Genomic DNA, 25,503 nt, shown 5'->3' with positions numbered 1-25,503 from the left:
TCGTTAGTAAGTCGATATACGGTGTAATTTCTTACATGACCGTTATACTGACCGTTTCACTAAACGATATAAGAGGTTGATTTCACGGGTTTTCTTACCCGATTTTCTTACGTCCCAGGAGAGATTCGAACTCCCGACCGACGGCTTAGAAGGCCGTTGCTCTATCCTGCTGAGCTACTGGGACATGTTGTTATGTAGTGTGCTTTGGCGAATTACCTCAGCGACAAGATTTATTATATTACTATTGTTCTTTAAAGTCAACGGTTTTTCGAAAGTTTTTTCATAAGGGGCAAATGCTGCACCCTTATGAAATACCTTCCAATGTGACAGTGTTTTCGAGGTCTTGTATGACGTGACCTTCGTCCGTGAAAAACTGTACGTTTGCTTCGCTTCCATCTAGTGTCAGTATAGCATAGCTGCGCTCTTTGCGCACTCTTGGCAGGTGCACGCTGCCTGGGTTAATGAGGAGTTTTCCTCTTAGCAGTTCACTGCCTGGGATGTGCGAGTGGCCAAAGCAGATAATGTCTGCGCCTAGCTCTTCTGCACGGTAGTAGACTTGGAGCAAGGATTGTTTGATGCCATGCAGATGTCCGTGAGTGAGAAATAGTTTTCCGCCTCCGTCGAGTGGGAGCAGGAGCTCTTCTTCAAAATCGCCCATAAAGTCACAATTTCCTTTGACGACTTTGTATCCTTCGAGTGCTGGGTGGTTCGTTTCGAGTTCTGAATCTCCGCAGTGAATCATCATGTCCACTTCAGCCGCATGCCGTTTGGCAATGGTTTGAAGTTCGTCTGTGAGTCCATGACTGTCACTAATGATGAGTATCTTCATGGCTTCATTCCCCCTTATTCATTTGCGTCTAGCAGTGATGAAAGCTTTTGAAGCGCGACCGCTCGATGGCTGATCTTGTTTTTCTCCTCTGGTGACAACTCGGCCATCGTCTGGTCTTTGTCTTTGACGATGAAAATTGGGTCGTATCCGAAGCCGTTTTCGCCGATCGGTTCTTCGGCGATGAAGCCTTCTACTGATCCTTCTACCGTTTGAGTCTCTTTGCCCGGTATACTGACAGCCAGGGCACATCTAAATCTAGCAGTGCGGTCTTCTTTTTCGATGCCTTGCAGCTCACTTAGCACCTTTTCCACGTTCTCGGCATCGTCTTTATGCTCGCCCGCATACCTCGCTGAATAGACGCCAGGTTTTCCGCCAAGGTAATCAATCGACAGACCCGAGTCGTCTGCAATTACCATTTCACCTGCTTTGGCTTGAATGGCCTCGGCTTTGATGATCGCATTTTCTTCAAAGGTATGTCCTGTTTCTTCGATCTCTTCCGTAAATCCGATGTCCGCTAGTGTTTTGACCGTGAATCCTTTTGGCTCAAGAATGGCTTTGAATTCTTTCGCTTTGCCCGCATTGTGCGTTGCGATGATGGCAGTTTTCATCTTGATCAAACCCTTCTCTTTATTCGATAACTTCTCCTGTCACTGCTTTTTGCTTTTCAATTAATTCTTTGATGCCTTTTTCGGCTAAATCAAGCAGTCCGTTTAGTTGTTCTCTTGAGAATGTCGCTTCTTCGCCGGTGCCTTGAAGTTCAACAAAGCGTCCAGCACCTGTCATGATGACATTCATATCCACTTCAGCTGAAGAATCTTCTTCATAATTTAAATCTAACAGAAGTCCCTGTTTAGAATCAATTCCGACGGATATCGCGGCTAAATAATCAGTGATCGGATTTTCTTTCAAAACGCCTTCTGATTGAAGCTTTTGAATCGCTAGTGTCATGGCCACAAATGCACCTGTAATAGATGCTGTGCGTGTGCCGCCGTCTGCTTGAATGACATCACAATCAATCCAAATGGTGCGTTCACCAAGCTTTTCTAAGTCAACGACTGCGCGCAGAGCTCGTCCAATTAAACGCTGGATTTCCATTGTACGTCCTGTGACTTTTCCTTTAGATGATTCTCTTATCGTTCTTTGAGCCGTTGCTCTTGGAAGCATGCTATATTCTGCTGTAATCCAGCCTTTTCCTTCTCCTCTTAAAAAAGGAGGTACGCGGTCCTCGATAGATGCGTTACAAATCACCTTCGTATTTCCCGCTGAGATTAAGACAGAGCCTTCTGGGTGCGTAATATAGCCTGCCTGTATTTCAATTTTTCTTAATTCGTCGTATTGTCTTTCATCTAATCTCATGTTTTACCTCCGTTACAATATACATTCCGCGCGGGTGTCAGCGGGGTTCTCCTATTAACTTTGACAACCTCGATCCGTTCTAATCGCTTGGAATAAAAAAGAGGCAGCGAATGTGCATGCCTCTTTTTCTCCATTATATCAATGTGTGACGTTAAAAACTACCTGTATTCACTTGTTCTGGTCTTGAAACTGGCTTTGTGAGTTCTGTTCCTTTTTCGTTCACAAGCTCTGCCTTTCCGTTTACCTTCACTGACACGCTTTTCACATCTGGCAGCTCTGTTAATGTCAGCACAATGCTATCAAGAACTTTTTGTGAAATGACCTTTTTCTTTTCATCTGCACTGCCAAAAATGGATTCATTGAAATCTAGTGTCACATGACCGTCTTTTACTTTCGGGACATCATTCAGCTTCACATCTTGATCAAAGTCTGTCAGCAATTGGCTTGTTTTGCTTGGCCCAGAGACGAGCTCATCAATGGCTGCTGTAATTGGATCATCATCGTCTTTTGGTGCTCTTTTGGTCACCGGGACATAGTACGTCTGTTTGTCAGATTCAGCTAAATAGTAGACGGTCACAGGCTTTGTCGATGTCATATCAGCCGCAGCCTCGTGCTGAATATTAATGCCGTCCTCTCTGCTTAAATCATCTGAAATCGGTGTCCCATTCACAGGCATCTCTTTTAATTCATGGCCATTCATCTTTAATTTGACTTTCGCTACCGAATCAAACTGCGTTAATGTCCAAGTGACTGATTGTAAAATGCGCTGTTCGTCTTCTTTTTTATAGTTTTTGAATTCATTTGAGAAATCCACAACCGCAGTGCCATCTTTAATATCGACAGATACGCTCGTGTCCGCCGGCAGCACGGCTCTGAATCCATTTGGCATCAGGTTAGAAATCGGTCCCCCGTCTACGAGGTATTCAAGTGTTTGTTTCGCACTTCCTTCGTTTTTCGGCAGCGGAATGGATTGAGACACAACATATCCATTTTTATCAATTAAATATAATTCTCTCATGACTGTATCTGCTTGCTTCTCTTCTTTTCCTTCTTTCGCTGTTTGTTTCTCTTCTTTATTTTCTTTCACAAACGTGACATTTTGTGGTGGATCAATCTCTGTTTTCGCTTGGTCTGTTTGAAACAATCCGCATCCTGATAAAAGCATGGCTGACGCAATACACGTAACAGCTGCTGTAGTTCCTTTTTTCAGCATACTTCACCCTCCTCTAGTGGTTTGTACTAGTATGTATACGAGCTCCCCTAGAGGATTAGACCCTTTTCACAAAAAAATAACCCACTTCCATGAGAAGTAGGTTATTGCTGATATACGTGTTCAAGCGAAACCGTTTCGACCTTTCCTGGCAGGTAGCCGAACCAGTCTTGAGCGATGTTTTGAAAGTTTTGTTGCTGTCCTGTTGTATAAAAAGTATGAACAGGCTCTTCCTTCGAATCATTTAACAGCCCTTTATATGAAAGAATGGTGCTCGCTTCTCTCGCTGTCTCATCTCCTGATGAAATGATATTGACGCCACTGCCCATAAAGCGCTGAATCGGTTCTTTTAAAATCGGGTAGTGCGTGCAGCCAAGAATGAGCGTATCAATGCCTGTTTCTTTCATCGGTTCAAGAGAAGCTTTTACGACTTCATCTGCTGCATGATCTAAAAACGTACCACTTTCCACAAATGGCACAAGCAATGGACATGCCAGACTTTGAACAGTTAGTCCTGCTTTTAAAGAAAGCAGTGCTTCTTTATAGGCCTCACTTTTGATCGTATTGACTGTGCCGATGACGCCAATATGCTGATTGTTTGTCACCTTGATCGCTGTGCGGGCTCCGGGCTGGATCACACCAATGACCGGGATATCAAGTGTTGCTTTAATTTCATCAAGTGCTATCGCCGTCGCAGTGTTACACGCAATGACAAGCATTTTAATATGATGATGTCTTAATAGGTAGTGCGCCATTTCCCATGTATATTGAAGAACCTCTTCTTCTGCTCGAGGGCCGTATGGACATCGTTTTGTGTCGCCTACATAAATAATCTTTTCTTTTGGCAGTTGTCTCATGATTTCCTTCGCAACGGTTAAACCGCCTACGCCGGAATCAATCACGCCGATTGGTTGATCCAACAAAATCGCCTCATTTTCTTTTCATTTGCTGCTGTAGTTTCGTTAAAGATTGGTTGAAAACGATGGCTTCTTCTTCTGAGAAAGCCCCTAGAAGTTCACTGACGTATTCTTGGCGTTTGACAATCACTTCTTGAATGATCCGCTCACCTTCAGGCAATAAATGAATGCGAACCACGCGGCGGTCAGACGGATCTTTCACCCGTTCAACAAGTTCACTTTTTTCCATTCGATCAATTAAATCGGTTGTCGTGCTGCAAGCCAAATACATCTTTTGTGATAGCTCACCTATTGTCATATCTCCGAATTCATAAAGCCACTGAAGCCCTACAAATTGAGGAGGTGTAATCGTATATTGATTCAGGATTTCTCTGCCTTTTTGCTTAATGATTGCAGCAATATGGCGCAATGATTTTTCAATTTCTGCAACATGGCCTGACTCATTCGTTTCCATTTCATTGATACCTCACTATAGCATCTCACTTTGATTAAAACGTACATTCCTATTTTCCTCGTTTTTCAATGAAATTGCAAGAAGAGACTCATGGAAACCATATAGAAATAACCGGCTCCTCCCTGGTGCGGAAGGAAAACCGGCTGACGTTAGAGCTCTAGCTCACCCATACGCAGAAGCTCGACTACGGCCTGTGAACGACCTTTGACTCCTAGCTTTTGCATGGCATTCGAAATATGATTTCGAACAGTCTTTTCGCTAATAAAAAGCTCGCTTGCAATTTCTTTTGTTGTTTTATCTTGGACGAGCAATTCGAATACTTCTCTTTCTCTTTTGGTTAATAGCGGCTTGGATTGAAACTCTTTCTCCTTCAAGTATTGTAACCCTCCTTGCTAAGGTGAGAGCTCTAGTCTCTATAGAATGGGATTCTGTATAGTCGAGATATCATATGCCGGGTACTTGAGGTAGGTGACGTTAAAATCGAGAATTCCCGCAGATGAGCGTCCAATTTCCTCGCCTTCAAACCGCACAAAAAAGGACGAGTCCCCTATAGAGACATCGTCCTTGATCAAACAAGCTTTTAAAATATCGAAATGGCTCCTGTTAAAAGAGCAATAAGTGTTGTAAACAGGGCTGTGAGTACGGTCCATAGCAGTGCGTACTTTTGCAAATCACCGATATCTTTATTCAGCATACTCACAAGTAGTAATGTGGAAGCCACAAGCGGACTCAGTAAATGGACAGGCTGTCCGATAATAGAGGCGCGCGCAATTTCTACTGGATCAATTCCGTAAGCTGCGCCGGCTTCAGCTAAGATTGGCAGCACCCCGAAATAATACGCATCATTTGAAAGAACAAATGTAAATGGCATACTCGTCAAAGCGACAATGAGTGGAAAAAATGAGCTGTATGAATCCGGAATCATGTAAATGACCAAGTTAGCAATGGACTCCACCATTTTTGTTCCCGAAAAAATGCCTGTGAAAATTCCTGCTGCAAACACAAGGGTAATGACCGTTAAGGCATTTCCTGCATGCGATAAAATCCGCTCACGCTGATCTTCAACTTTTGGATAGTTGATCATAAGCGCAATGACAAAGCCAATGAGAAAGAGTACAGGAATCGGTACGATATCCAATACAAGTGTCACCATGACAGCAATCGTCAGGAAGAAGTTGACCCAAATCAAGTTTGGTCTCTTCATATCTGCAACGCCATCTTCAATTGATGCCGCCAATTCAGGAGAGATCGAGACCTCTTCTTTATACTGAATCTCGGCAACCCCAATGCGCTTCCGTTCTTTTTTTCCAAGAACATACGCTGTAAAAAGGATAAAAAGACCGCCCCCTATCATCGTCGGGAGTAATGGAATGAAGAATTCCGCTGCATCTAAACCAAGTGCAGCAATCGCACGAGTGGCTGGACCGCCCCAAGGCGTCATTCCGCTCATAATGCCTAGTGATAATAATGAAATCGTCCCTAAAATCAGTGGGTTCATCCCAATTCTTAAGAAAAGTGGCAGCATAGCTGATACGGTAATCATGTACGTTGTGGTCCCATCACCATCTAATGCAACAAGCATAGACAAAATCGCTACCCCAAAAGCAATTTTGACCGGATCGCCTTTCACAAGGCGTAAAATCAGTTTAATCAATGGGTCAAACAATCCAGCATCCAGCATGACACCGAAGAATAAGATGGCAAATAACAATAAAGCAGCAGATGGTGCAACGGTCTTGAGTCCATCAAGCATCATGTCCCCTAATCCGCTGTAAAATCCACCAATTAATGCAAAGATGATTGGCACAACGGTTAGAGCCACCACCGGATGCATACGTTTTGTCATAATAAGAAATGTAAAAGTCACGACCATCAAGATCCCTAAAATAGCTAGCACTTCATATCCCTCCATCCTCTTCTTTACACGATCCACAAGCGCCCCTTTTGCACTTGCGGCCCGAAATGTTAGCGCTTTCTATTTCAAGGATATAATAGCTTATTTTATAATGAAAATATCGATTTTTTCGTCTATTCAATAAATTTTTTTTATAATTAGCCTTGCTGACTTCTTAAAAACTCAATGAATGCTTTCACAACAGACAAATGAAGGGAATCCGGCTGGTACATGAGCCATGTATCTCTTAAAACAGGCTGTCCATCTTTATACGAAAGACCTTTTACAAATAGCTCATCACTTGGTCTGAGGCAAATTTCCGGGACAATGGCATAACCTAAACCATGCTTCACCATCTCTTTTGATGTATCTTGCCTGTCTGTCTCCATTGTCACAAGCGGAGGGATCGTGAATGTCTCCTGCCACCATCTGTTAATCAATCTTTTTAATGAACTATCCGTGTGATAGTCAATGAGCGGCAGCTTCGGAAGGTCCTTTAGCTGTATTTCTGATTTTGAAATGATACAAAGGCGTTCTTTATCAAGCAAAAATCGCTCTCCATTCCAGTCGTAATCTCCTCTTAAAATCCCTAAATGTACACTTGATGTACCTAATAAATCCATGACTTTTGTGCTCCATCCTGTGTTCACCATAAATTGAACATGTGGATACTGCTTAGAAAACTCTCTTAAAATTTCCGGCAGTTTATATTGAGCAAAGTTACTCGACACCCCTAACCTGATCGTTCCTTTGACCTTTTTTTGCATATTGAGCATGCCATCTTTCGTTTGCTGGAGCTGCTTGAGCATGTCATTTGCGTATTTAGCCAAGTATTCGCCCTCTGATGTAAATTCAATGCCTCGCTTTCTTTTAAAGAAAAGCTTCATGTCAAATTCCTCTTCAAGCTGTTTCAATCGATAACTTAAGGCAGGCTGCGATACAAATAATTTTTCTGCCGCTTTTGTGATGTTCTTCTCTTCATATAGCACCTTTAAAAACCGCCAATCTTTCTCATCCATTGTGTGCCCTCCTTTTGACCTTGTTATAAAAATATTTTATCGGTTTCTCTTAAAATAATGTATTTAACTTATTTCTTATTATACTTTACCATTTTGATTAGATAAATAGTAACTAAACAATTGAGGGTGAGAGCAATGAGAAAAGTTCCAATCACAATCATGCGAGGCGGTACAAGCAAAGGGGTCTTCATTCAAGCAAATGATGCACCTTACGAACACGATGAGCTCGAAGCATTTCTATTAGACATTATGGGCAGCCCTGACCGGCTGCAAGTTGATGGAATCGGGGGCGGTAATTCTTTAACAAGTAAGGTGGCCATTATCGATAAAGCCACTCGTCCAGATGTGGATGTGAACTATACGTTTGCACAAGTCAGCATCAATGAAAGATTTGTCGACTTTAAAGGAAACTGTGGGAATATCTCATCAGCAGTTGGACCGTATGCCATCATTAAAGGACTTGTCCAAGCAGTTGAGCCTGTCACAACGGTACGTATTCTGAATACCAACACGAATAAAATCATTGTGGCAGAGGTAGAAGTCGAGAACGGAGAAGTGAAATTTGAAGGACAGGCAGAAATTCCAGGAGTGAAAGGAACAGGTTCTCCCATTTATTTATCCTTTGAGAAACCTGAAGGCGCTGTCACAGGTAAAACCTTTCCGACTGGAAACAAAATGGATACGATCCAGACAAAGTTTGGAGAGATTCCGATCTCAATCGTTGACATTGCAAATCCAATCGCCTTTGTCCGTGCCAAAGATATTCAATTAAAAGGAACTGAATTGCCTGAGGAGTTTACAGACGAATTGCTGGATGATTTAGAAGAGATTCGTTCCATCGCTGTTGAAATGTGCCATTTTGCACCAAAAGAACTGGCCACATTACAGTCTCCAGCTGTTCCAAAGCTTGCGATCATCAGCGAGCCTGCTGATTATGTAGATACAAATGGAATATTGAGAAGAGCAGCAGATATGGACATCATTGTTCGGATGCTATCGATGCAAAGACCGCACCAAGCACTTGCCATTACCGGATCTGTCTGTGTGTCAGCCAGCTGTTTCATGGATCAAACGCTTCCGGCACAGCTGTTTCAAGGTCAAGATGATACACTTCGAATTGGTCATCCTGCTGGTATTATGCAAACTGAAATTGATATCTCACAAAATAGAGTGAAAGTCATTCGAACCGCAAGAGAAATCCTAGATGGAGTGGTCTTTACAAAAAAAGACTACATGGTTCAACCTCAAATAAAAAAAGAAGCATAAATGAGACGTCATCATGTCGACAAAGAGCTAAAATGAACTGATTTTAGCTCTTTGTCTTTTTTTCAGTGTGAAGATCTTAAAGCAATCCGTTCTAACATCGAATGCAACGGTTTTATACACACTCATCGAACGAGAAATTGTCTAATTGGGCGGTGCATCAATATCTCCTGCTGAATGGGCTTTTATATGTCCTTGATCATCTTTTAACTGAATATGACCATAACGATTCACACCACAGCAAATCCCTTCCTGCCATGTTTGCTTTTCACGATCTAGTGAAATACGAAGCGGTTGATTCAGCCGATATAATCGTTTGTTATAAAGGGCAGTGAGGGCTTCAAATCCTTCCATTTGCCAGCGTGCATGGTATTTTTCAAAGGCCGCTACCAAATCTTTCACTAGCTGGTCCGCTTTCACCTCAGTCAGTTCTGATAGGCAAACGGTTTTATACGGAACGTGCTCGGGCTTTGTCTCTACATTGATGCCCACACCGATGTAAATGGCGCTACGGTCTGCTTCAATTAATGTGCCAGATACTTTCGCTTCATTAATCAATAGATCATTTGGCCATTTGATCGCCAGCTGATCCTCTGCTCTCATGAGTGGTTTGAGTACATCATAAATCGCGAGTGCCGTCAGCGGGGCAATCGTTGATTGGGTGGAGATATCTACTGGCGGTTTTACTGTCATCGTGACAGCCACATTTCCTGTAGGCGTTTCCCACGGTCTGCCAAGCCTGCCTCTCCCTGCTGTCTGCTGCCGGGCATATACAGCAAATGAAGGGATTTCTCCTTGCTGAATGAGCCTTTTCGCTTCATTATTTGTACTATCAATGGTGTCGTATTGAAAAATCTTCATGTGCTCTCCTTTTGTTTCATCTTCATATGATCTTTTTATTATAACAAAATGAAACATGTGACCGTGATTCTTTAATGTCGCTGGGCCTGAAAAGTCTCTTTTTCCTCTTCTGTAAACGGTACAGGGGCACCGGTGTCTTTACTTATTTGCACCATCGTGACTGAGCCTGTAAAACACGGTTCTTGCTGTTCATTTTCTCCTAAATAATGAAGGATGAGAGAGCTTGATCCAACCTTTTCTGGCTTTACATACACACGCAGCCTCTCACCGATTTCCACTTGCTTGATGTAATCACATTGAAGGTTTGCCACGACCGTAATCGTCTCTCTCGCTCGCTTCATTCGTTTATCTACAATTCCCGTTTTTTGAAAGAAGGCAATCCGCGCCTCTTCAAAATACACAAACGGGGTGACATTGTTCATGTGACCAAACATATCCGTTTCTGAAAAACGGACGGTTGTTTCCACATAAAATCGAAACGATGCCCTCCACTCTTCAAACGGTTCTTCAATATATGACGGCAGCCTCATTTGATCCACTCCTTATTCGCAAACAAAACGCCTCTCCCGTATTGGAAGAGGCGTTTGTTATGTTTTTGCATCCAGCCTCTTGTAAACACTCATCATGATTGGCAAGGAGGACTGAATGTGATGTTATTCTGCGTGATCGCTTCCGAAGAAGTTACGGAAAGCTTGTAATGTTGTATCTCGGTTAAGTGCTGCAATTGATGTTGTGAGCGGGATTCCTTTCGGACAAGCCTGCACACAGTTTTGAGAGTTCCCGCAGTTTGCGAGACCGCCATCACCCATAATTTCTTCTAAACGGTCAGACTTATTCATTGCACCTGTCGGATGTGCGTTAAATAGACGAACTTGTGAAAGCGGTGCAGGGCCCATAAAGGAAGACTTATCATTCACGTTTGGACAAGCTTCAAGGCAGACACCACATGTCATACATTTTGAAAGCTCATACGCCCATTGACGCTTTTTCTCAGGCATTCTTGGTCCAGGTCCAAGATCATATGTGCCATCGATCGGCACCCATGCTTTGACTTTTTTCAATGAATTGAACATACGGCTTCGATCAACCTGCAAGTCTCTCACAACCGGGAACGTTTTCATCGGCTGAAGACGGATCGGCTGCTCTAACTTGTCAATCAGTGCAGTACATGATTGGCGAGGCGTTCCATTAATGACCATGGAACAAGCGCCACATACTTCTTCAAGACAGTTCATGTCCCAGTTGATCGCCGTTGTTTTTTCACCTTTTTTATTGACCGGATTACGTCTGATTTCCATGAGTGCAGAAATGACGTTCATATTCGGACGGTAAGGGATTTCGAATTCCTCATCATAAGGCTTGCCATCTGCTGTATCTTGACGTGTGATAATAAATTGAATCGTGTTTTTTTCACTCATCTTATTTCTCCACCTTTTTCTTCGAGTAATCTCGTTTACGAGGTGCAATTAACGATACATCGACGTCCTCATAGTGGAATGCAGGTTTTTGGTTCTTCCCTTTGAACGTAGCCATCGTTGTTTTTAGGAATTCTTCATCGTTTCTTTCTGGGAATTCCGGTTTATAGTGTGCGCCTCGGCTTTCATTCCGGTTGTAAGCCCCAATCGTAATGACGCGTGCCAGCTGAAGCATGTTGTCAAGCTGACGCGTGAAGGCAGCGCCTTGGTTGCTCCATGAAGCTGTATCGTTGATGTTAATATGCTTATAGCGCTCCATCAGTTCTTCAATCTTCTGATCTGTTTTTAAGAGCTTCTCGTTGTAACGAACCACTGTCACGTTGTCCGTCATCCATTCTCCAAGCTCTTTATGAAGCACATATGCATTTTCTGTGCCATCCATGCTAAGGATGTTGTCCCATTTCTCCTGCTCTTTCTTCACGGCACTGTCGAATGTTGCAGATGATAAATCTTCTGCAGACTTTTCAAGACCACTAATGTATTTCACAGCATTTGGTCCAGCAACCATTCCGCCGTAAATCGCAGAAAGCAATGAGTTTGCACCAAGTCTGTTTCCGCCGTGCATAGAGTAATCACATTCTCCGGCAGCAAACAAGCCTTTGATATTCGTCATTTGATCATAATCAACCCATAATCCGCCCATTGAATAATGAACAGCAGGGAAAATTTTCATTGGAAGCTTACGCGGGTCATCACCCATGAATTTTTCATATATTTCAATGATACCGCCAAGTTTAATATCAAGTTCTTTTGGATCTTTATGAGAAAGATCCAGATATACCATGTTCTCTCCGTTGATGCCAAGCTTTTGCTCGACACATACGTCGAAAATTTCACGCGTTGCAATGTCACGCGGTACAAGGTTCCCGTATGCTGGGTACTTTTCTTCAAGGAAGTACCAAGGTTTTCCGTCTTTATATGTCCAAACACGTCCACCTTCACCACGAGCCGATTCACTCATGAGACGCAGCTTGTCATCTCCTGGGATCGCTGTTGGGTGAATTTGAATGAATTCTCCATTAGCATAATGAGCACCTTGCTGATAAACGATCGATGCAGCTGATCCAGTATTAATCATGGAGTTCGTTGATTTACCGAATACGATACCAGGGCCTCCTGTTGCCATGATGACAGCATCTGAACGGAAGGATTCGATTTCCATTGTCGTCAAGTTCTGCGCGACAATGCCTCGGCATACTTCCTCGTCATCTAACACAGCACCAAGGAATTCCCAGCCTTCATATTTCGTCACAAGCCCTGCTACTTCATAGCGGCGAACCTGCTCATCTAGTGCATATAATAACTGCTGACCTGTTGTCGCACCAGCAAATGCTGTACGGTGGTGCTGTGTTCCCCCGAAACGGCGGAAGTCCAGTAATCCTTCTGGTGTTCTGTTAAACATTACACCCATACGATCAAGTAAGTGGATAATGGACGGCGCTGCTTCACACATTGCCTTTACTGGCGGCTGATTAGCTAAAAAGTCTCCGCCATATACCGTGTCATCAAAATGCTCATAAGGTGAATCTCCTTCACCTTTTGTATTGACCGCTCCGTTAATTCCGCCCTGTGCACAAACAGAATGCGAACGTTTCACAGGTACGATTGAAAATAGTTTAACAGCTGTTCCCGCTTCTGCTGCTTTGATAGTTGCCATGAGACCAGCTAAGCCGCCTCCGACAACGATGATGCTAGAATTACTCATTGTAGCCCCTCTCCCTCTTCTACTAATCTATTTCCTCTTAAACAAAAGCGAAAATTGCTCTTAGCCCTACATATGAAAGCGCTATAAATATACCTAATGTCACATATGTGGAGATTCTTTGTGAGCGTGGTGAAACTGTAATTCCCCAGCTGACAGCAAATGACCACAAGCCATTAGCAAAGTGGAAAATAGTAGATAAAACGCCGACAATATAGAAACCTAGCATAAATGGAGAGCTTAAAATATTCGCCATCATGTCATAGTTTACTTCAGCTCCAAGCTGCGCTTGAATGCGTGTTTCCCATACGTGCCAAGTGACAAAAATCAATGTGATGATACCTGTAATCCGTTGCAGTCTGAACAACCAGTTTCTTAAGTAACTGAAGCGAGACGTGTTGTTTTGTGCCGTAAAGGCTATGTACACCCCATAAACAGCATGATAGATCAGTGGTAAGAAAATCACGAACAGCTCAAGTGCATATCTGAATGGAAGCTGTTCCATAAAGTGTGCAGCTTTGTTAAACGCCTCTGGTCCATTCGTCGCAAAGTGGTTAATCACTAAGTGCTGTACTAAAAATAGACCGACCGGAATGACGCCAAGCAAAGAATGCAATCTCCGATAAAAAAATTCTTTGTTCCCCGACATTACTTTACCCCCTAGTAAAAAAAGTGCAATTGCTTGAAAATTGTCTTACCCCCGCTTCTTTCAATTGTAAGCACTTTATTCAAATTTATTGACAATTTCATTTTACTCCTATGTCAAAAAAGCGTCAAGAAACCGCGTACATAAATTAAAATTTTCCGAAATTTAAAAGTTTTAAATCAAAATTCGTTTTACTACAATAAGAATTTCTTAGACTTCAGGGAAAACTCTGTCATCATATGCCCACATAAGCTATAATAAATTGTTGAAAGAGGGGAGCCATACAATGAATAAATTCGAATCTAACTTAGAACAGCTAAAAGAAATTGAAGTCAATGGATTTGCCTACGAGCTGATACGCGAAGTTCTGCTGCCTGACATTCTTGGTCAGGATCATTCATCTATGATGTATTTTGCGGGTAAACTGCTTGCTCGTAAATTTCCTCAAGAGTCATGGGAAAAGATCCCCGAATTTTTCCATGATGCCGGATGGGGAACTCTCACGATGGTCCATTCTAAAAAACAGGAAATTGAGTTTGAGCTCGAAGGTCCACTTGTATCGAATCGACTCAGCTATCAAAAGGAGCCATGCTTTCAAATGGAAGCAGGTTTTATCGCTGAACAGATTCAGCTTCTCAATGAGCACGTGGCTGAATCCTATGAACAAGTAAAAAAGCGTGCTGATAAAGTCATTTTAACCGTTAAATGGGATTTAAGAGACCCTAGCTAACACTGCTTATGAAAGGCGAGGACTTTGTGTCACGCCTTTTTTATATACCCTTCTATCATAGCACAGTTGACGTACCGGTTTACGCATGTTTTTCTTTCTTCATATGCTGATGATTTCCAATATAAAAAAGAGGTGTATCTTTTTATGGGATACACCTTTCAGATTGTTGACAAAGGGCTAAAATGAACTTGATTTTAGCCCTTTGTCTTCTTTTCAGCGTGATAGAAAACCTTTGCAGTCTAGGAAAGACGAGTACTGGCGCGGAGCGAATTTGACATTCGTGAGCACCAGTACGCAGGACTGACAAAGAATGCGAGGGTTTGGCTACACGCTGAGAGGTGTATCTTTTTACGGAATACACCTCTTTTGAAGATTTAAGAATGAGCAGCGGCGCTCACCTTTGATAATTCAAACGCATCATGAAGGGCTTCTACCGCTTTCACCATATCTTCACGATCAACGACTGTTGAGACTTTGATCTCAGACGTACTGACCATTTTCACTTGAATGTCTTTTTGAGCTAACACAGCGAACATTTCAGCCGCAACGCCTGGGTTTGAGACCATACCAGAGCCAACGATAGATACTTTGGCTAATTTGCTTTCTGTCTCAATCTGCTCATAACCAAGCGCACCTTTGTATTCTTCTAATACTTCAACTGTTTTAGACAAATCATCCGTTTTCACAGAGAAAGAGATGGAGGTCTGATTGGTGCTTGTGACAGACTGAATGATGATATCGACATTGATATTTTGCTTTGCAAGTGTCGTAAAAATCGTCGATAGCGTTGTTAAACCGCTTGAAAGGCCACATACCGTCACGCGTGTCATCTGATCTTCAAATGCAATGCCTCTTACAACTAAATTTTGTTCCATGGATGATTCCTCCTCAATTAACGTACCCGATTCATTTTCAATACTAGAACGGACTTCTAGTGGGATTTGATAATTTTTCGCAAATTCGACCGCTCTCGGATGCAGCACACCTGCTCCTAAATTGGCTAACTCAAGCATTTCATCGTATGAAATTCCTGCAAGTTTTCGCGCAGACGGCACATAACGAGGATCTGTTGTAAACACACCTGGTACGTCCGTATAAATATCACATTTGTCCGCTTTGAGTGCCGCAGCTAGTGCCACTGCTGTCGTATCTGATCCACCACGCCCAAGTGTTGTAATATGTAGATCATCCGCAATTCCTTGGAAACCTGCTACAACGACGACTTTTCCCGCACTCAGTTCTTCTTGGATTCTTGCTTCATCGATGTCCACGATTCTTGCATTTCCGTGCACCTTCTCTGTTTTCATCCCAGCTTGCCAGCCTGTAAAGGAAATGGCATCATAACCTTTTGCTTGCAGCGCCATCGCTAATAATGAAATGGTCACCTGCTCACCAGTTGTCAGTAGCATATCCATTTCTCTTTTGCTTGGATCATCTGTGAGTTCTTTCGCTAGGTCTACTAGAACATCCGTTGATTTGCCCATCGCAGACACAACCACGACCACATCATTTCCTGCCTCGCGTTCAGCGATGACTCTCTCTGCGGCATTGCGAATTTTTTCTGTCGATCCAACAGATGTTCCACCAAATTTTTGTACAATTAGTCCCATGTCTACCACCCTTTTTCAAAAGATCACGTGTGAGAGAAGAGGCTGCGGAGACTGCTCTCGTCACTGCAAATAAAAAAGCAATGAGAGAACAAATCTCCCATTGCTTTAAAATCATCATCAAACGATGCAAACAATGAGATAGCCCTCCAAGAAATACATTCTTGACAGCCCTACATTTCTTCAATGTACAGCCAGCGAATAAAATGAGTGGATTTTATTCACTTCGGCGACGCTCCCCTTTCAGCCCTCTTCCTAGATCCCCTCGATCTCTGAAGGCTTACTCTTGAAGTTCGCACCTCTATCTTCAACAAACAACACGTTCATTTATTAAATTAGTCACATCTTAACAGACTTTTGGAAAAAGTACAATCTATTTTTTTAATGCCTCCATTAAAAGTTCAGCCGTTTGTTTCGGAATACCAGCCTCCTGAAAATCTTGGATAGAAGCTTCCTTCATCTTTTTCACAGAGCCAAAATGTTTGAGGAGCTGCTTTTTACGCTTTTCCCCGATACCTGGGACATCGTCTAGAATAGACTGAAAAGCATTCTTCCCTCGCAGCTGCCGGTGAAAACTAATCGCAAACCGGTGCACTTCATCTTGAATACGCTGCAATAAATAAAAGGCCTGACTATTCCGTTCGAGCGCAACAATTTCAAGCGTATCACCCATCATCAGATTCGATGTCCTGTGTTTTTCATCTTTCACAAGACCTGCCACAGGAACAGACAGATTTAATTCATTTTCGAGCACATCTATGGCTGCGTTGATTTGTCCTTTTCCTCCATCGATTAAAATCAAGTCAGGAAGCGGCAGTTCATCTTTTAACACACGGGTATACCGCCTTCTAATGACTTCACGCATGGAAGCATAATCATCAGGCCCCTCAACGGTTTTAATTTTGTATTTTCGGTATTCCTTTTTATACGGCTTCCCGTCTTGGAAGACAACCATAGCGGATACGGGGTCTGCTCCTTGAATATTGGAGTTATCAAATGCCTCAATCCGGTATGGCATATAAATATTAAGTGCATCTCCAAGCTGCTTCACTGCACCAATCGTCCGTTCTTCATCACGCTCTATAAGCGAAAACTTTTCTTTGAGAGCAATTTTGGCGTTTTGGTGGGCAAGTAAAAGCAAATCCTTTTTCTTTCCTTTTTTCGGCTGATGAACATTCGTTTCAAGCAATTGCTCAATCAGCTCCTGATCGACGCTGTCTGGTACCAAAATTTCCTTCGGCAAAAAGTGGTTGTTCTTTTCATAAAACTGCCCCATAAACGTGAGAAATTCTTCCTCAGGGTCTTGATACATCGGAAATAGGCTGACATCACGTTCGATTAATTTTCCCTGTCTGATGAAGAAGACTTGGACACACATCCAGCCCTTATCATAAGCATAGGCAAATACATCGCGATCAGATAAGTCACTCATCGTCATCTTTTGCTTTTCCATCGTTGAGTCGATATAAGCGATTTGATCTCTCAGTTCTTTTGCCCGCTCAAATTCTAATTGTTCGGCCGCTTCTTGCATCTTCTCTGTTAATTCTTTCTTGATTTGCTGATGTCCTCCGTTTAGAAATCTTGTGATTTCATCAACGAGCTGTTTATTCGTTTCTTCAGAAATGTCATACACACACGGAGCAAGACATTGTCCAAGATGATAATAAAGACAGACTCGGTCAGGGAGTGTCGCACATTTTCTAAGTGGATATAAACGGTCGAGCAGCTTTTTCGTTTCTCTTGCTGCTTGTACGTTCGGATATGGACCGAAGTATTTCCCTTTATCCTTTTTCACATTGCGAGTGACAATCAGCTTAGGGTGACGTTCATTCGTAATTTTAATAAAAGGGTACGTTTTGTCATCCTTGAGCATGACATTGTATTTCGGGTCATATTTTTTGATTAAATTCAGCTCTAAAATAAGTGCCTCAATATTTGAAGAGGTGACAATGTATTCAAAGTCTTCAATTTCACTGACAAGCCGCTGCGTTTTGGCATCATGAGATCCTGTAAAATAAGAGCGGACCCTATTTTTTAATACCTTTGCCTTTCCCACATAAATGATCGTATTTTGTCTATCTTTCATTAAGTAACAGCCTGGTTGATCAGGTAAGACTGACAGCTTTTCTTTGATCAATTTGTTCATATTTTCATCCGTCCTTGTTTTCCGCTTTCACTCCTTCTAGTGTATCACGAACATTTGTTTTATACCATGATGAAAGAAAAGCGGCTCTCGACTATACGAGAACCGCTTTTTGAGATCATGCCACGCGGGCATAGATCGGTTTATAGATGTTTGTTTACAAGCTCAGCTAGTGCTTCTTTTGGTTTGAAACCAACAGACGTTTCGACGACTTCACCGTCTTTTAAAACAAGAAGTGTTGGGATACTCATAACGCCGTATTTACCAGCAGTTTCTTGGTTATCATCCACATCAATTTTTACAATTTTCATTTTATCGCCCATTTCTTGATCAAGTTCTTCAAGAACTGGAGCAATCATTTTACAAGGTCCGCACCAAGGTGCCCAAAAATCTGCAAGAACAACACCTTCTGCAGTTTCTTGTGAAAATGTTGCGTCAGTAGCTTTTACGATTGCCATTATTCATTCCTCCAATGTAAATTATGCTTTTTAGTATAGCATCTACCAAAGTGACTTGCGAATGAAATGCTTACGAATCATTTTTTATGAAATGAATTAAAAAACAAACCGTATAATCGCACCAATAACAACAATCGCACCAATGATCATCAGAATGGTTCTAAGCATATGACATAACTCCCTTTCCGCTTCATTTACAATGTATGATGCCCCAACATTCTTCTCATCAAACATTGAAATATGCGATCAAGCCAGATCGACGGTCAACATGACAACCGACATAGGCGGCAGATCAATAGTCAGCTCGCCGTGCTTAACAGCAAATTGCCGAAAGTCCGCAGGCTGAACGGATTGAGGATCATCGAACGTATTGTGCGCATTCATCCGATCAGCTGTCAGCACAAGGCCAGTGACCTTCGTTTTTGCATCGATTCCCTCTATCGCAAGAGATACGTCTGCTTTTTCATGGGGATTCACATGACAGAAACTAATATGCATCTTGTCAGATGACCGCGAGGCTGACACACTGACTTGAGGGATTTTTTCACCCCGGCGTTCATACGAAGGCGCATTCAATTCTACTTCAAGCGCTTCTTCTTCTTGATGCACTTGAAACATGTGAAATACATGATAGGTAGGTGTCAGAAGCATCTTTTCGTCCTGCGTTAACACCATCGCTTGCAGCACATTGACGGTCTGGGCAATATTCGCCATATGAATCCGCTGGCAATGGCGATGAAAAATATGAAAATGCAAGGCACAGACTAGAGCATCTCTTAATGTGTTTTGCTGATACAAAAACCCTGGATTTGTCCCCGGTTCTGGATCATACCATGTCCCCCATTCATCAATAATCATCCCGATTCGCTTGTCTGGGTCATAACGATCCATGATCTCTCCGTGATCTACAACAAGCCGCTCCATTTCAGACGCCTTTTTCAGCGTTGTAAACCACTCATCCTCATCAAAATCGGTCGCAGACCCTTTTTTCTCCCATGTTCCTGGGACCGTATAGTAATGCAAACTGAGCCCATCCATCCAAGGCGCTGCACGCTCCATTAATACTTTTGTCCAATTCACATCATTTGAATTCGCACCGCATGCGATTTTGTAAATGCGCTGACCAGCAAATTCTCTCACATACGTTTGGTAGCGTTTATATAAGTCTGCATAATACTCTGGCGTCATATTTCCACCACATCCCCAGCTTTCATTACCTACACCAACATACGTCAGCTCCCACGGTTCTTGTTTTCCATTTTGAATCCGCCAATCCGACATAGGTGTCCCTTTAGGAAATGTGATATATTCAATCCATTCTGCTAATTCCTGAACAGAGCCGCTTCCAACGTTTCCACAAATATAAGGCTCACATTCAAGTAGTTCACACAGTCTCATAAATTCATGTGTACCAAACGCATTTGATTCAACGGTGCCACCCCAATGAGTATTCACCATCGGCTTTCGTTCACTCAGATCACCGACGCCGTTTGCCCAATGATACTCGTCTGCAAAACAGCCACCCGGCCACCTCAGCACCGGGATATGTAATGCTTGAAGGGCCTTTAGTACATCGGTACGAATCCCCTCAATATGGTCAATCGCTGAGTCTTTCCCTACCCAAATGCCGTCATAAATTCCTCTTCCTAAATGCTCTTGAAAGTGTCCATAGATGTGTTTAGAAATGCGTCCAATCACTTCATTGACTTTTACTGTCCCATTCACTTATAAACCGCTCCTTTGTTTCGTGATAACATACAAAAAAACCCAGAATACCTAGGCATTCTGAGTGTATGAGCGTTAAGAATGGATATTCATCTTTTTTAACTCTTCATTTAAAAGCGGAACGACTTCGAATAAGTCACCAACTATTCCGTAATCAGCGATTTTGAAGATTTCAGCTTCTGGGTCTTTGTTGATCGCAACAATGACTTTACTGTTGGACATACCGGCTAAATGCTGAATAGCTCCTGAAATCCCGCAGGCAATGTAAAGGTCAGGTGTGACGACTTTACCGGTTTGACCAATTTGCAGGGCATAATCGCAGTAGTCAGCGTCACATGCACCACGCGAGGCACCGACTGCTGCGCCAAGCGTTTGGGCAAGTTCTTTCAGCGGTTCAAAGCCTTCTTTGCTCTTGACCCCCCTGCCTCCTGCGACAATGACCTTTGCTTCAGATAAATCTACACCTTCTGATGTTTTTTTAATGACTTCCTTCACGATCGTTCTTAGGTTTTGAATATCGACAGAAACTGGCGTCACTTCTCCGCTGCGTGACACATCACGCTCCAGCGGTGCCACGTTGTTTGGGCGGATAGTAGCCAAAAGCAGACGATCTGTTGAAATGACTTTTTCAAAAGCTTTTCCTGAATAAATCGGTCTAGTGAAAACAAGATGTTCACCGGTAACGCTTACATCTATTGCATCTGAAATTAAGCCAGTTTGCAGGCGTGCAGCTATTTTGGGTGACAAGTCTTTTCCGATCGATGTATGACCGAAGAGCACTGCATCAGGATTGACTTGATCTAATATTGCTTGAAGCGCCTGCGCAAAACCATCAGACGTATAATAAGAAAGATGCGGGTGCTCGACGATCATCACATGATCCGCTCCATAATAAAGCAGTTCATCCGCTTGATCTTTGACGTGATCCCCTATTAAAACGCCAATCACTTCACCGCCATCAGCCACCTCGTGAGCGGCAGCAATCGCTTCAAATGTCACATTTCTTAATTTACCGTCACGACTTTCTCCAAGTACAACAACTTTTTTACTCATCCTATAAGCTCCCCCTTGTTCTCGTGATATCGTAAAGTGGATGTTTAGATGACTTTTGCTTCATTTCTTAGCAGGTCTGTCAGTTCCTTGACCTGATCCTGAAGCTCTCCGCTCAACACCTTGCCACCCTCTTTTTTCTCCGGTAAGAAACGTTCGATTGTTTTGATTTTAAATGGCACATCGTCTTCATCTAGATCTAGATCGTCTAATTCCAGTTCTTCTAAAGGCTTTTTCTTTGCCTTCATGATGCCTGGTAACGATGGATAACGAGGCTCATTGAGACCTTGCTGCGCGGTGACCACTAGCGGGAGCTCGGCAGAAATCACTTCCACATCACCCTCTGCATCTCGCTCAATTGAAGCTGAGCCGCCGTCAATTTGAATACTTGTAATGGTTGTGACATATGGAAAACCGAGTAATTCAGCAAGACGCAGGGCCACCTGTCCAGACCCGCCGTCAATCGCTACATTCCCTGCTAAGATCAAGGAAGCTTCTTTATCCTTGAAATAGTGATATAGAATCGTAGAAGCAGAAAATTGATCCCACTCCTCCAAATCATCTTCAACATTTAATAAAACGGCTTGATCGCAGCCCATTGCAAGTGCTGTTCTAAGCTGCTTCTCCGCATCTTCATTGCCAACTGTCACGACCGTTACTTCTCCCCCGTGCTCATCCCGAAGCTGAATCGCTTCTTCAATTGCGTACTCATCATAAGGATTAATAATGAACTCTGCCCCATCTTCTTGAATAGCACCAGACTGAATAGAGATTTTCTCTTCCGTGTCAAACGTACGCTTCATTAAAACAAAAATATTCATTCATTTCTCCCCCTTGTGTCGTACTAATCCCTTATTCCCCTTTAAAATTCGGTTTACGCTTTTCGATAAAAGCTTGGATGCCTTCTTTGGCATCATTCGACTGGAACACCTCAGCAAACTTTTTGGCTTCCAGCTTCATTCCGCCATCATATGAGTACACTTTTGTCGCATTCAATAACTCAAGCACATACTCAAGCGTTTTAGGGCTCTTCGCTGCAAATTTCGCCGCCAATGTTTTGGCTGTTTCCAGCGCTTCTTCCTCTGTTTCCGCAAGTTTTGAAACAAGTCCGCAGGCAAATGCTTCTTCTCCTGTAATCGGCTCAGCTGTTCCCATCATTTCAAGTGCTTTAGCTGATCCAACGTAGCGAGGCAGGCGCTGCGTTCCGCCGAATCCTGGGATAATACCGAGATTTAATTCCGGCAGTCCCAGCTTTGCATCTTTTGTTGCGATTCGAATATCACACGACATCGCCAGCTCAAGCCCGCCGCCTAATGCTGCCCCGTGAATGGAAGCAATCACCGGTTTTGGACATTGTTCAATTCGTTCAAACACTTGCTGTCCTCTGTCTGCAAGGCTGGCATAATCAGACTCTTCCTGCAAGGTCGTAAATTCTTTAATATCAGCACCTGCTGAGAAAAATCTACCTTCTCCATGAATGACAATAGCTCTCACTTCACTGTTTTGTTCAAGCTGATCAAACATGTCGTTGAGTTCAGTGAGAAGCTGAGAGGATAAGGCATTTGCAGGCGGGTGTTGAATCGTGATGAGTGCTGTCTGTTCGTCTTGGTGTAAGCTAAGTATTTTTTCCATGTCAATCATCCTTTTTCAATTGTCTTTAAGATTGATGTATTCCGTTTAAGAGAAGATCATGTACACTTTCTGCGAGTGCTGGCAGGTCATACTTTTGATCATTCATGACCCATGTTGTAGCGGTTTCATCAATCGTCCCAAATACCATTTGTCTCGCTAAGCGGACATCTAGATTTTGTCTAAATTCTCCTGTCTTCTTTCCCTCGGTTAAAATGGAGTCTAGCATATTTAAATACCCTTTCAGCACCTCATTGATTTTTTGGCGCAGTTCAAGGTTTGACTGCCTGAGTTCAAGCTGTGTCACAAGGGCCAAATGATGGTCTTGCGATAGCAGGCGAAAGTGTTCTCGAATGAGGAGAAGAAGCTTTTCTTTCGCAGACGGTTTCTTTTGAATATCGTTTTCCATCCGTTCGATGAATTGTCCCATTTTTTCTTTAAACAACGAGATCAGAATATCCTCTTTGTTTTTGAAATAGAGATAAATGGTTCCGTCTGCTACTCCTGCTTGTTTGGCAATCTTTGAAACTTGTGATTGATGGTAGCCGTTCTCTGCAATCACCACAACGGCTGCATCAATAATTTGCATGTACTTCGGTCTTTTCTGCTTCAATGTGCTTCGTCCCTTTCTAAATTGAATGAGCATTCATTCATAACTTTATGTTAAAAAGAAACGAGTGATTTGTCAAGTGATGTTCTTCTTTCTTTTCAACCTTTAGCATACCAGAGCAGACACGTACAATTCAAATCATCCGGCCGCTTGACCGGATGATGCTGGTTCATTCTCTCATTGATCGACTGGTTCTTCTGTTGAAGATGATTGCTTTCTTTTTTCTTCTTCAATTAACACTCTGCGCAAGATTTTCCCTACAGCCGTTTTAGGCAGTGATTCCTTAAATTCGTAGACACGCGGCACTTTAAATGAGGCAATTCTTGTTCTAACAAAACGATCCAGTTCATCCTCTGTTACATAGGCATCCTTTTTCGGGACAACAAAGGCTTTTACTGTTTCCCCTCTATACGGATCTGGAATACCCGCCACAACCACTTCTTGTACAAGCTCATGCTCATAAAGGGCTTCTTCAACCTCTCTTGGGTAAATATTATAGCCGCTCGCGATGATGACATCTTTTTTCCGGTCTACGATATAGAAAAAACCATCCTCATCCATATACCCAATGTCTCCTGTGAAAAACCAGCCGTCTCTTAACACTGCCGCTGTCTCATCCGGCTGATTCCAGTACCCTTTCATGATTTGAGGACCTTTGACGATAATCTCTCCATGCTCATATGGCGCTTTGAGTCCACCCGTTTCTTCACAATAAATACCGGCATCCGTATTCGGCCAAGGGCACCCGATACTTCCTATTTTGTTCGCTCCCCATAAGAAATTGGCATGAGTGACAGGAGAAGTTTCTGAAAGTCCATATCCCTCCACCAGCCTTCCTCCTGTTAGTTTTTCAAAACTCTGTTTGACTTCAACAGGAAGAGCGGCCGATCCGCTTAAGCATGCCGTGATGGATGATAGGTCATACTTCTCAATATTCGGATGATGAAGCAGGGCAATATACATCGTTGGTGCTCCTGGGAACAGCGTCGGTTTCTGTTTTTCAATAGTCTTCAAGGCATCCGCTGCATCAAAACGCGGAAGAAGAATCATTTGATGACCTTCTTTGACTGCAAGGTTTAGCACGGTCGTCATGCCGTATACATGAAAGAACGGAATGATCCCTAGAATCCGTTCTTTTCCACGGTTCGTTTTATACATCCAGGATGCACACATTTCTGTATTGGCTACTATATTTTCGTGTGTGAGCATGACTCCTTTTGGTAAACCGGTCGTTCCGCCTGTATATTGCAAAACTGCGACATCCTCTTTCGGTTGAAAGGATATTTGCGGAATCTGTTCTCCTGACGACTCTTTCATGATCTGTGAGAAATGATGAATGGAATCACTCTTCTCCACTTGGATGACCATGTTGTTTTTCCTTCGCTGGACAATCGGAAACAATATGTTTTTCGGAAATGGCAAGTAATCTTGTAATTTTGTGATGATCAAATGTTCCATACTTGTCAGCGCTTTCATTTTATAGGCCTTTGGATACAGTAGATCGAGAGTGATCAGCACCTTAGAGCCGCTGTCCTCCATTTGATATTCCAGTTCTTTCTCCGTATAAAGCGGATTGGTTTGAACGACAATGCCGCCTGCTATTAAAACCGCATAATAAGAAATCACCGATTGCGGGCAGTTTGGCAGCATAATCGCTACTCTGTCGCCTTTTTTGACACCGATGTCAATCAAGTGACTGGCTAATTTCAGCGCATCTTCTTGTAACTGCTGGTAGGTGATGTTTTTTCCTAAAAAATGAATGGCTGTATGCTCAGGTGCTGCCTCTGCGGAGCTGAATAAGTAAGATTGCAATGTTTCATTTGGGATGGTGAGTTCGTGGGGAATTTGATTCGGGTAATGCAGAAGCCATCGTTTATCTGACTGCATAAAAACCCTCCTTCCTGAACTTTCGTACTATTTTATTA

General features: G+C 42.8%; 25 protein-coding genes, 1 tRNA gene and 1 riboswitch. Of the genes, 2 read left to right on the top strand and 24 right to left on the bottom strand.

The window, feature by feature from the left end:
• Positions 1-110 precede the first annotated feature (110 nt).
• The 10 genes from KFQ09_RS15910 to KFQ09_RS15865 form a co-directional block, all read right to left on the bottom strand.
• A tRNA-Arg gene (locus KFQ09_RS15910) sits at positions 111-184 on the bottom strand.
• Between the two features lie 120 nt (positions 185-304).
• Positions 305-829, bottom strand: coding sequence for a YfcE family phosphodiesterase (locus KFQ09_RS15905; RefSeq protein ID WP_008345914.1), 525 nt, complete (start codon positions 827-829; stop codon positions 305-307).
• Positions 830-843: 14 nt separating this feature from the next.
• Positions 844-1,446: an XTP/dITP diphosphatase gene (locus KFQ09_RS15900; protein WP_255835817.1), complete on the bottom strand. Its 603-nt coding sequence runs from the start codon at positions 1,444-1,446 to the stop codon at positions 844-846.
• Between the two features lie 10 nt (positions 1,447-1,456).
• Positions 1,457-2,185 carry a ribonuclease PH gene (gene rph / locus KFQ09_RS15895; protein ID WP_007501599.1) on the bottom strand — a complete coding sequence of 243 codons (729 nt, stop codon included), beginning with the start codon at positions 2,183-2,185 and terminating at the stop codon, positions 1,457-1,459.
• A gap of 151 nt (positions 2,186-2,336) precedes the next feature.
• Positions 2,337-3,398 carry a GerMN domain-containing protein gene (locus KFQ09_RS15890; RefSeq protein WP_035701809.1) on the bottom strand — a complete coding sequence of 354 codons (1,062 nt, stop codon included), beginning with the start codon at positions 3,396-3,398 and terminating at the stop codon, positions 2,337-2,339.
• A 101-nt stretch (positions 3,399-3,499) separates the two neighbouring features.
• Positions 3,500-4,318, bottom strand: a complete 819-nt coding sequence (gene racE, locus KFQ09_RS15885) for a glutamate racemase (RefSeq protein WP_007501604.1) — start codon at positions 4,316-4,318, stop codon at positions 3,500-3,502.
• A gap of 7 nt (positions 4,319-4,325) precedes the next feature.
• Positions 4,326-4,766, bottom strand: a complete 441-nt coding sequence (locus KFQ09_RS15880; RefSeq protein WP_007501606.1) for a MarR family winged helix-turn-helix transcriptional regulator — start codon at positions 4,764-4,766, stop codon at positions 4,326-4,328.
• A gap of 149 nt (positions 4,767-4,915) precedes the next feature.
• Positions 4,916-5,140, bottom strand: coding sequence for a spore germination transcription factor GerE (gene gerE, locus KFQ09_RS15875; protein ID WP_003184172.1), 225 nt, complete (start codon positions 5,138-5,140; stop codon positions 4,916-4,918).
• A gap of 206 nt (positions 5,141-5,346) precedes the next feature.
• Positions 5,347-6,663, bottom strand: coding sequence for a CitMHS family transporter (locus KFQ09_RS15870; RefSeq protein WP_017358236.1), 1,317 nt, complete (start codon positions 6,661-6,663; stop codon positions 5,347-5,349).
• 155 nt (positions 6,664-6,818) lie between these two features.
• Complete coding sequence (locus tag KFQ09_RS15865; protein WP_255835816.1) at positions 6,819-7,679, bottom strand: LysR family transcriptional regulator; 861 nt, start codon at positions 7,677-7,679, stop codon at positions 6,819-6,821.
• Positions 7,680-7,814: 135 nt separating this feature from the next.
• Here KFQ09_RS15865 and KFQ09_RS15860 point away from each other — a divergent pair, with 135 nt between their 5' ends.
• Positions 7,815-8,945 (top strand): 2-methylaconitate cis-trans isomerase PrpF family protein, encoded by a 1,131-nt coding sequence (locus tag KFQ09_RS15860; protein WP_255835815.1) that lies wholly within the window; start codon positions 7,815-7,817, stop codon positions 8,943-8,945.
• Between the two features lie 141 nt (positions 8,946-9,086).
• Here the strand turns inward: KFQ09_RS15860 and KFQ09_RS15855 are convergent, their stop codons facing one another.
• From KFQ09_RS15855 to KFQ09_RS15835, 5 genes are all read right to left on the bottom strand, one after another.
• Entirely contained in the window at positions 9,087-9,803 is a 717-nt protein-coding gene (locus KFQ09_RS15855) for a biotin--[acetyl-CoA-carboxylase] ligase (RefSeq protein ID WP_026050129.1), read from the bottom strand.
• A 71-nt stretch (positions 9,804-9,874) separates the two neighbouring features.
• Positions 9,875-10,333 carry an acyl-CoA thioesterase gene (locus KFQ09_RS15850; RefSeq protein ID WP_007501614.1) on the bottom strand — a complete coding sequence of 153 codons (459 nt, stop codon included), beginning with the start codon at positions 10,331-10,333 and terminating at the stop codon, positions 9,875-9,877.
• Between the two features lie 123 nt (positions 10,334-10,456).
• Positions 10,457-11,221 (bottom strand): succinate dehydrogenase iron-sulfur subunit, encoded by a 765-nt coding sequence (gene sdhB / locus KFQ09_RS15845; protein ID WP_008345969.1) that lies wholly within the window; start codon positions 11,219-11,221, stop codon positions 10,457-10,459.
• A 1-nt stretch (position 11,222) separates the two neighbouring features.
• Positions 11,223-12,983, bottom strand: a complete 1,761-nt coding sequence (sdhA, locus tag KFQ09_RS15840; RefSeq protein ID WP_008345971.1) for a succinate dehydrogenase flavoprotein subunit — start codon at positions 12,981-12,983, stop codon at positions 11,223-11,225.
• 37 nt (positions 12,984-13,020) lie between these two features.
• Positions 13,021-13,629: a succinate dehydrogenase cytochrome b558 subunit gene (locus KFQ09_RS15835; RefSeq protein WP_007501622.1), complete on the bottom strand. Its 609-nt coding sequence runs from the start codon at positions 13,627-13,629 to the stop codon at positions 13,021-13,023.
• A 283-nt stretch (positions 13,630-13,912) separates the two neighbouring features.
• Between KFQ09_RS15835 and KFQ09_RS15830 the strand changes: the two genes are divergently transcribed.
• Complete coding sequence (locus tag KFQ09_RS15830; RefSeq protein ID WP_008345974.1) at positions 13,913-14,356, top strand: YslB family protein; 444 nt, start codon at positions 13,913-13,915, stop codon at positions 14,354-14,356.
• A gap of 374 nt (positions 14,357-14,730) precedes the next feature.
• Here the strand turns inward: KFQ09_RS15830 and KFQ09_RS15825 are convergent, their stop codons facing one another.
• The 9 genes from KFQ09_RS15825 to KFQ09_RS15785 form a co-directional block, all read right to left on the bottom strand.
• Entirely contained in the window at positions 14,731-15,966 is a 1,236-nt protein-coding gene (locus KFQ09_RS15825) for an aspartate kinase (RefSeq protein WP_113747106.1), read from the bottom strand.
• Positions 15,967-16,097: 131 nt separating this feature from the next.
• Positions 16,098-16,275, bottom strand: a riboswitch (Lysine riboswitch).
• A 61-nt stretch (positions 16,276-16,336) separates the two neighbouring features.
• Positions 16,337-18,109 (bottom strand): excinuclease ABC subunit UvrC, encoded by a 1,773-nt coding sequence (gene uvrC, locus KFQ09_RS15820; RefSeq protein WP_156060312.1) that lies wholly within the window; start codon positions 18,107-18,109, stop codon positions 16,337-16,339.
• A gap of 140 nt (positions 18,110-18,249) precedes the next feature.
• Positions 18,250-18,564 carry a thioredoxin gene (trxA, locus tag KFQ09_RS15815; protein WP_007501629.1) on the bottom strand — a complete coding sequence of 105 codons (315 nt, stop codon included), beginning with the start codon at positions 18,562-18,564 and terminating at the stop codon, positions 18,250-18,252.
• Positions 18,565-18,810: 246 nt separating this feature from the next.
• Positions 18,811-20,289, bottom strand: coding sequence for an alpha-N-arabinofuranosidase (locus tag KFQ09_RS15810; RefSeq protein WP_255835814.1), 1,479 nt, complete (start codon positions 20,287-20,289; stop codon positions 18,811-18,813).
• 75 nt (positions 20,290-20,364) lie between these two features.
• Positions 20,365-21,342 carry an electron transfer flavoprotein subunit alpha/FixB family protein gene (locus tag KFQ09_RS15805; protein ID WP_202734300.1) on the bottom strand — a complete coding sequence of 326 codons (978 nt, stop codon included), beginning with the start codon at positions 21,340-21,342 and terminating at the stop codon, positions 20,365-20,367.
• A gap of 44 nt (positions 21,343-21,386) precedes the next feature.
• A complete protein-coding gene (locus KFQ09_RS15800; protein ID WP_255835813.1) occupies positions 21,387-22,160 on the bottom strand; it encodes an electron transfer flavoprotein subunit beta/FixA family protein in 774 nt (257 codons plus the stop codon).
• 31 nt (positions 22,161-22,191) lie between these two features.
• Positions 22,192-22,971: an enoyl-CoA hydratase gene (locus tag KFQ09_RS15795; RefSeq protein ID WP_017358245.1), complete on the bottom strand. Its 780-nt coding sequence runs from the start codon at positions 22,969-22,971 to the stop codon at positions 22,192-22,194.
• A 25-nt stretch (positions 22,972-22,996) separates the two neighbouring features.
• Positions 22,997-23,581, bottom strand: a complete 585-nt coding sequence (locus KFQ09_RS15790; protein WP_017367816.1) for a fatty acid metabolism transcriptional regulator FadR — start codon at positions 23,579-23,581, stop codon at positions 22,997-22,999.
• Positions 23,582-23,755: 174 nt separating this feature from the next.
• A complete protein-coding gene (locus tag KFQ09_RS15785) occupies positions 23,756-25,465 on the bottom strand; it encodes an AMP-binding protein (protein WP_008345988.1) in 1,710 nt (569 codons plus the stop codon).
• Positions 25,466-25,503: the final 38 nt, after the last annotated feature.

Source organism: Bacillus sp. FS02 (assembly GCF_024398395.1).
GTDB lineage: Bacteria > Bacillota > Bacilli > Bacillales > Bacillaceae > Bacillus > Bacillus altitudinis.
This window is presented reverse-complemented; position numbering and strand designations above follow the sequence as displayed.

Coding starts and splice junctions, on each gene's coding strand:
- trxA (WP_007501629.1), bottom strand. CDS start 18,564: ATGGCAATCGTAAAAGCTACTGACGCAACATTTTCACAAGAAACTGCA.
- KFQ09_RS15850 (WP_007501614.1), bottom strand. CDS start 10,333: ATGAGGCTGCCGTCATATATTGAAGAACCGTTTGAAGAGTGGAGGGCA.
- KFQ09_RS15890 (WP_035701809.1), bottom strand. CDS start 3,398: ATGCTGAAAAAAGGAACTACAGCAGCTGTTACGTGTATTGCGTCAGCC.
- sdhA (WP_008345971.1), bottom strand. CDS start 12,983: ATGAGTAATTCTAGCATCATCGTTGTCGGAGGCGGCTTAGCTGGTCTC.
- KFQ09_RS15865 (WP_255835816.1), bottom strand. CDS start 7,679: ATGGATGAGAAAGATTGGCGGTTTTTAAAGGTGCTATATGAAGAGAAG.
- sdhB (WP_008345969.1), bottom strand. CDS start 11,221: ATGAGTGAAAAAAACACGATTCAATTTATTATCACACGTCAAGATACA.
- KFQ09_RS15805 (WP_202734300.1), bottom strand. CDS start 21,342: ATGAGTAAAAAAGTTGTTGTACTTGGAGAAAGTCGTGACGGTAAATTA.
- KFQ09_RS15905 (WP_008345914.1), bottom strand. CDS start 829: ATGAAGATACTCATCATTAGTGACAGTCATGGACTCACAGACGAACTT.
- KFQ09_RS15880 (WP_007501606.1), bottom strand. CDS start 4,766: ATGGAAACGAATGAGTCAGGCCATGTTGCAGAAATTGAAAAATCATTG.
- KFQ09_RS15785 (WP_008345988.1), bottom strand. CDS start 25,465: ATGCAGTCAGATAAACGATGGCTTCTGCATTACCCGAATCAAATTCCC.
- KFQ09_RS15825 (WP_113747106.1), bottom strand. CDS start 15,966: ATGGGACTAATTGTACAAAAATTTGGTGGAACATCTGTTGGATCGACA.
- KFQ09_RS15800 (WP_255835813.1), bottom strand. CDS start 22,160: ATGAATATTTTTGTTTTAATGAAGCGTACGTTTGACACGGAAGAGAAA.
- rph (WP_007501599.1), bottom strand. CDS start 2,185: ATGAGATTAGATGAAAGACAATACGACGAATTAAGAAAAATTGAAATA.
- KFQ09_RS15860 (WP_255835815.1), top strand. CDS start 7,815: ATGAGAAAAGTTCCAATCACAATCATGCGAGGCGGTACAAGCAAAGGG.
- KFQ09_RS15835 (WP_007501622.1), bottom strand. CDS start 13,629: ATGTCGGGGAACAAAGAATTTTTTTATCGGAGATTGCATTCTTTGCTT.
- KFQ09_RS15855 (WP_026050129.1), bottom strand. CDS start 9,803: ATGAAGATTTTTCAATACGACACCATTGATAGTACAAATAATGAAGCG.
- uvrC (WP_156060312.1), bottom strand. CDS start 18,109: ATGAACAAATTGATCAAAGAAAAGCTGTCAGTCTTACCTGATCAACCA.
- KFQ09_RS15795 (WP_017358245.1), bottom strand. CDS start 22,971: ATGGAAAAAATACTTAGCTTACACCAAGACGAACAGACAGCACTCATC.
- KFQ09_RS15830 (WP_008345974.1), top strand. CDS start 13,913: ATGAATAAATTCGAATCTAACTTAGAACAGCTAAAAGAAATTGAAGTC.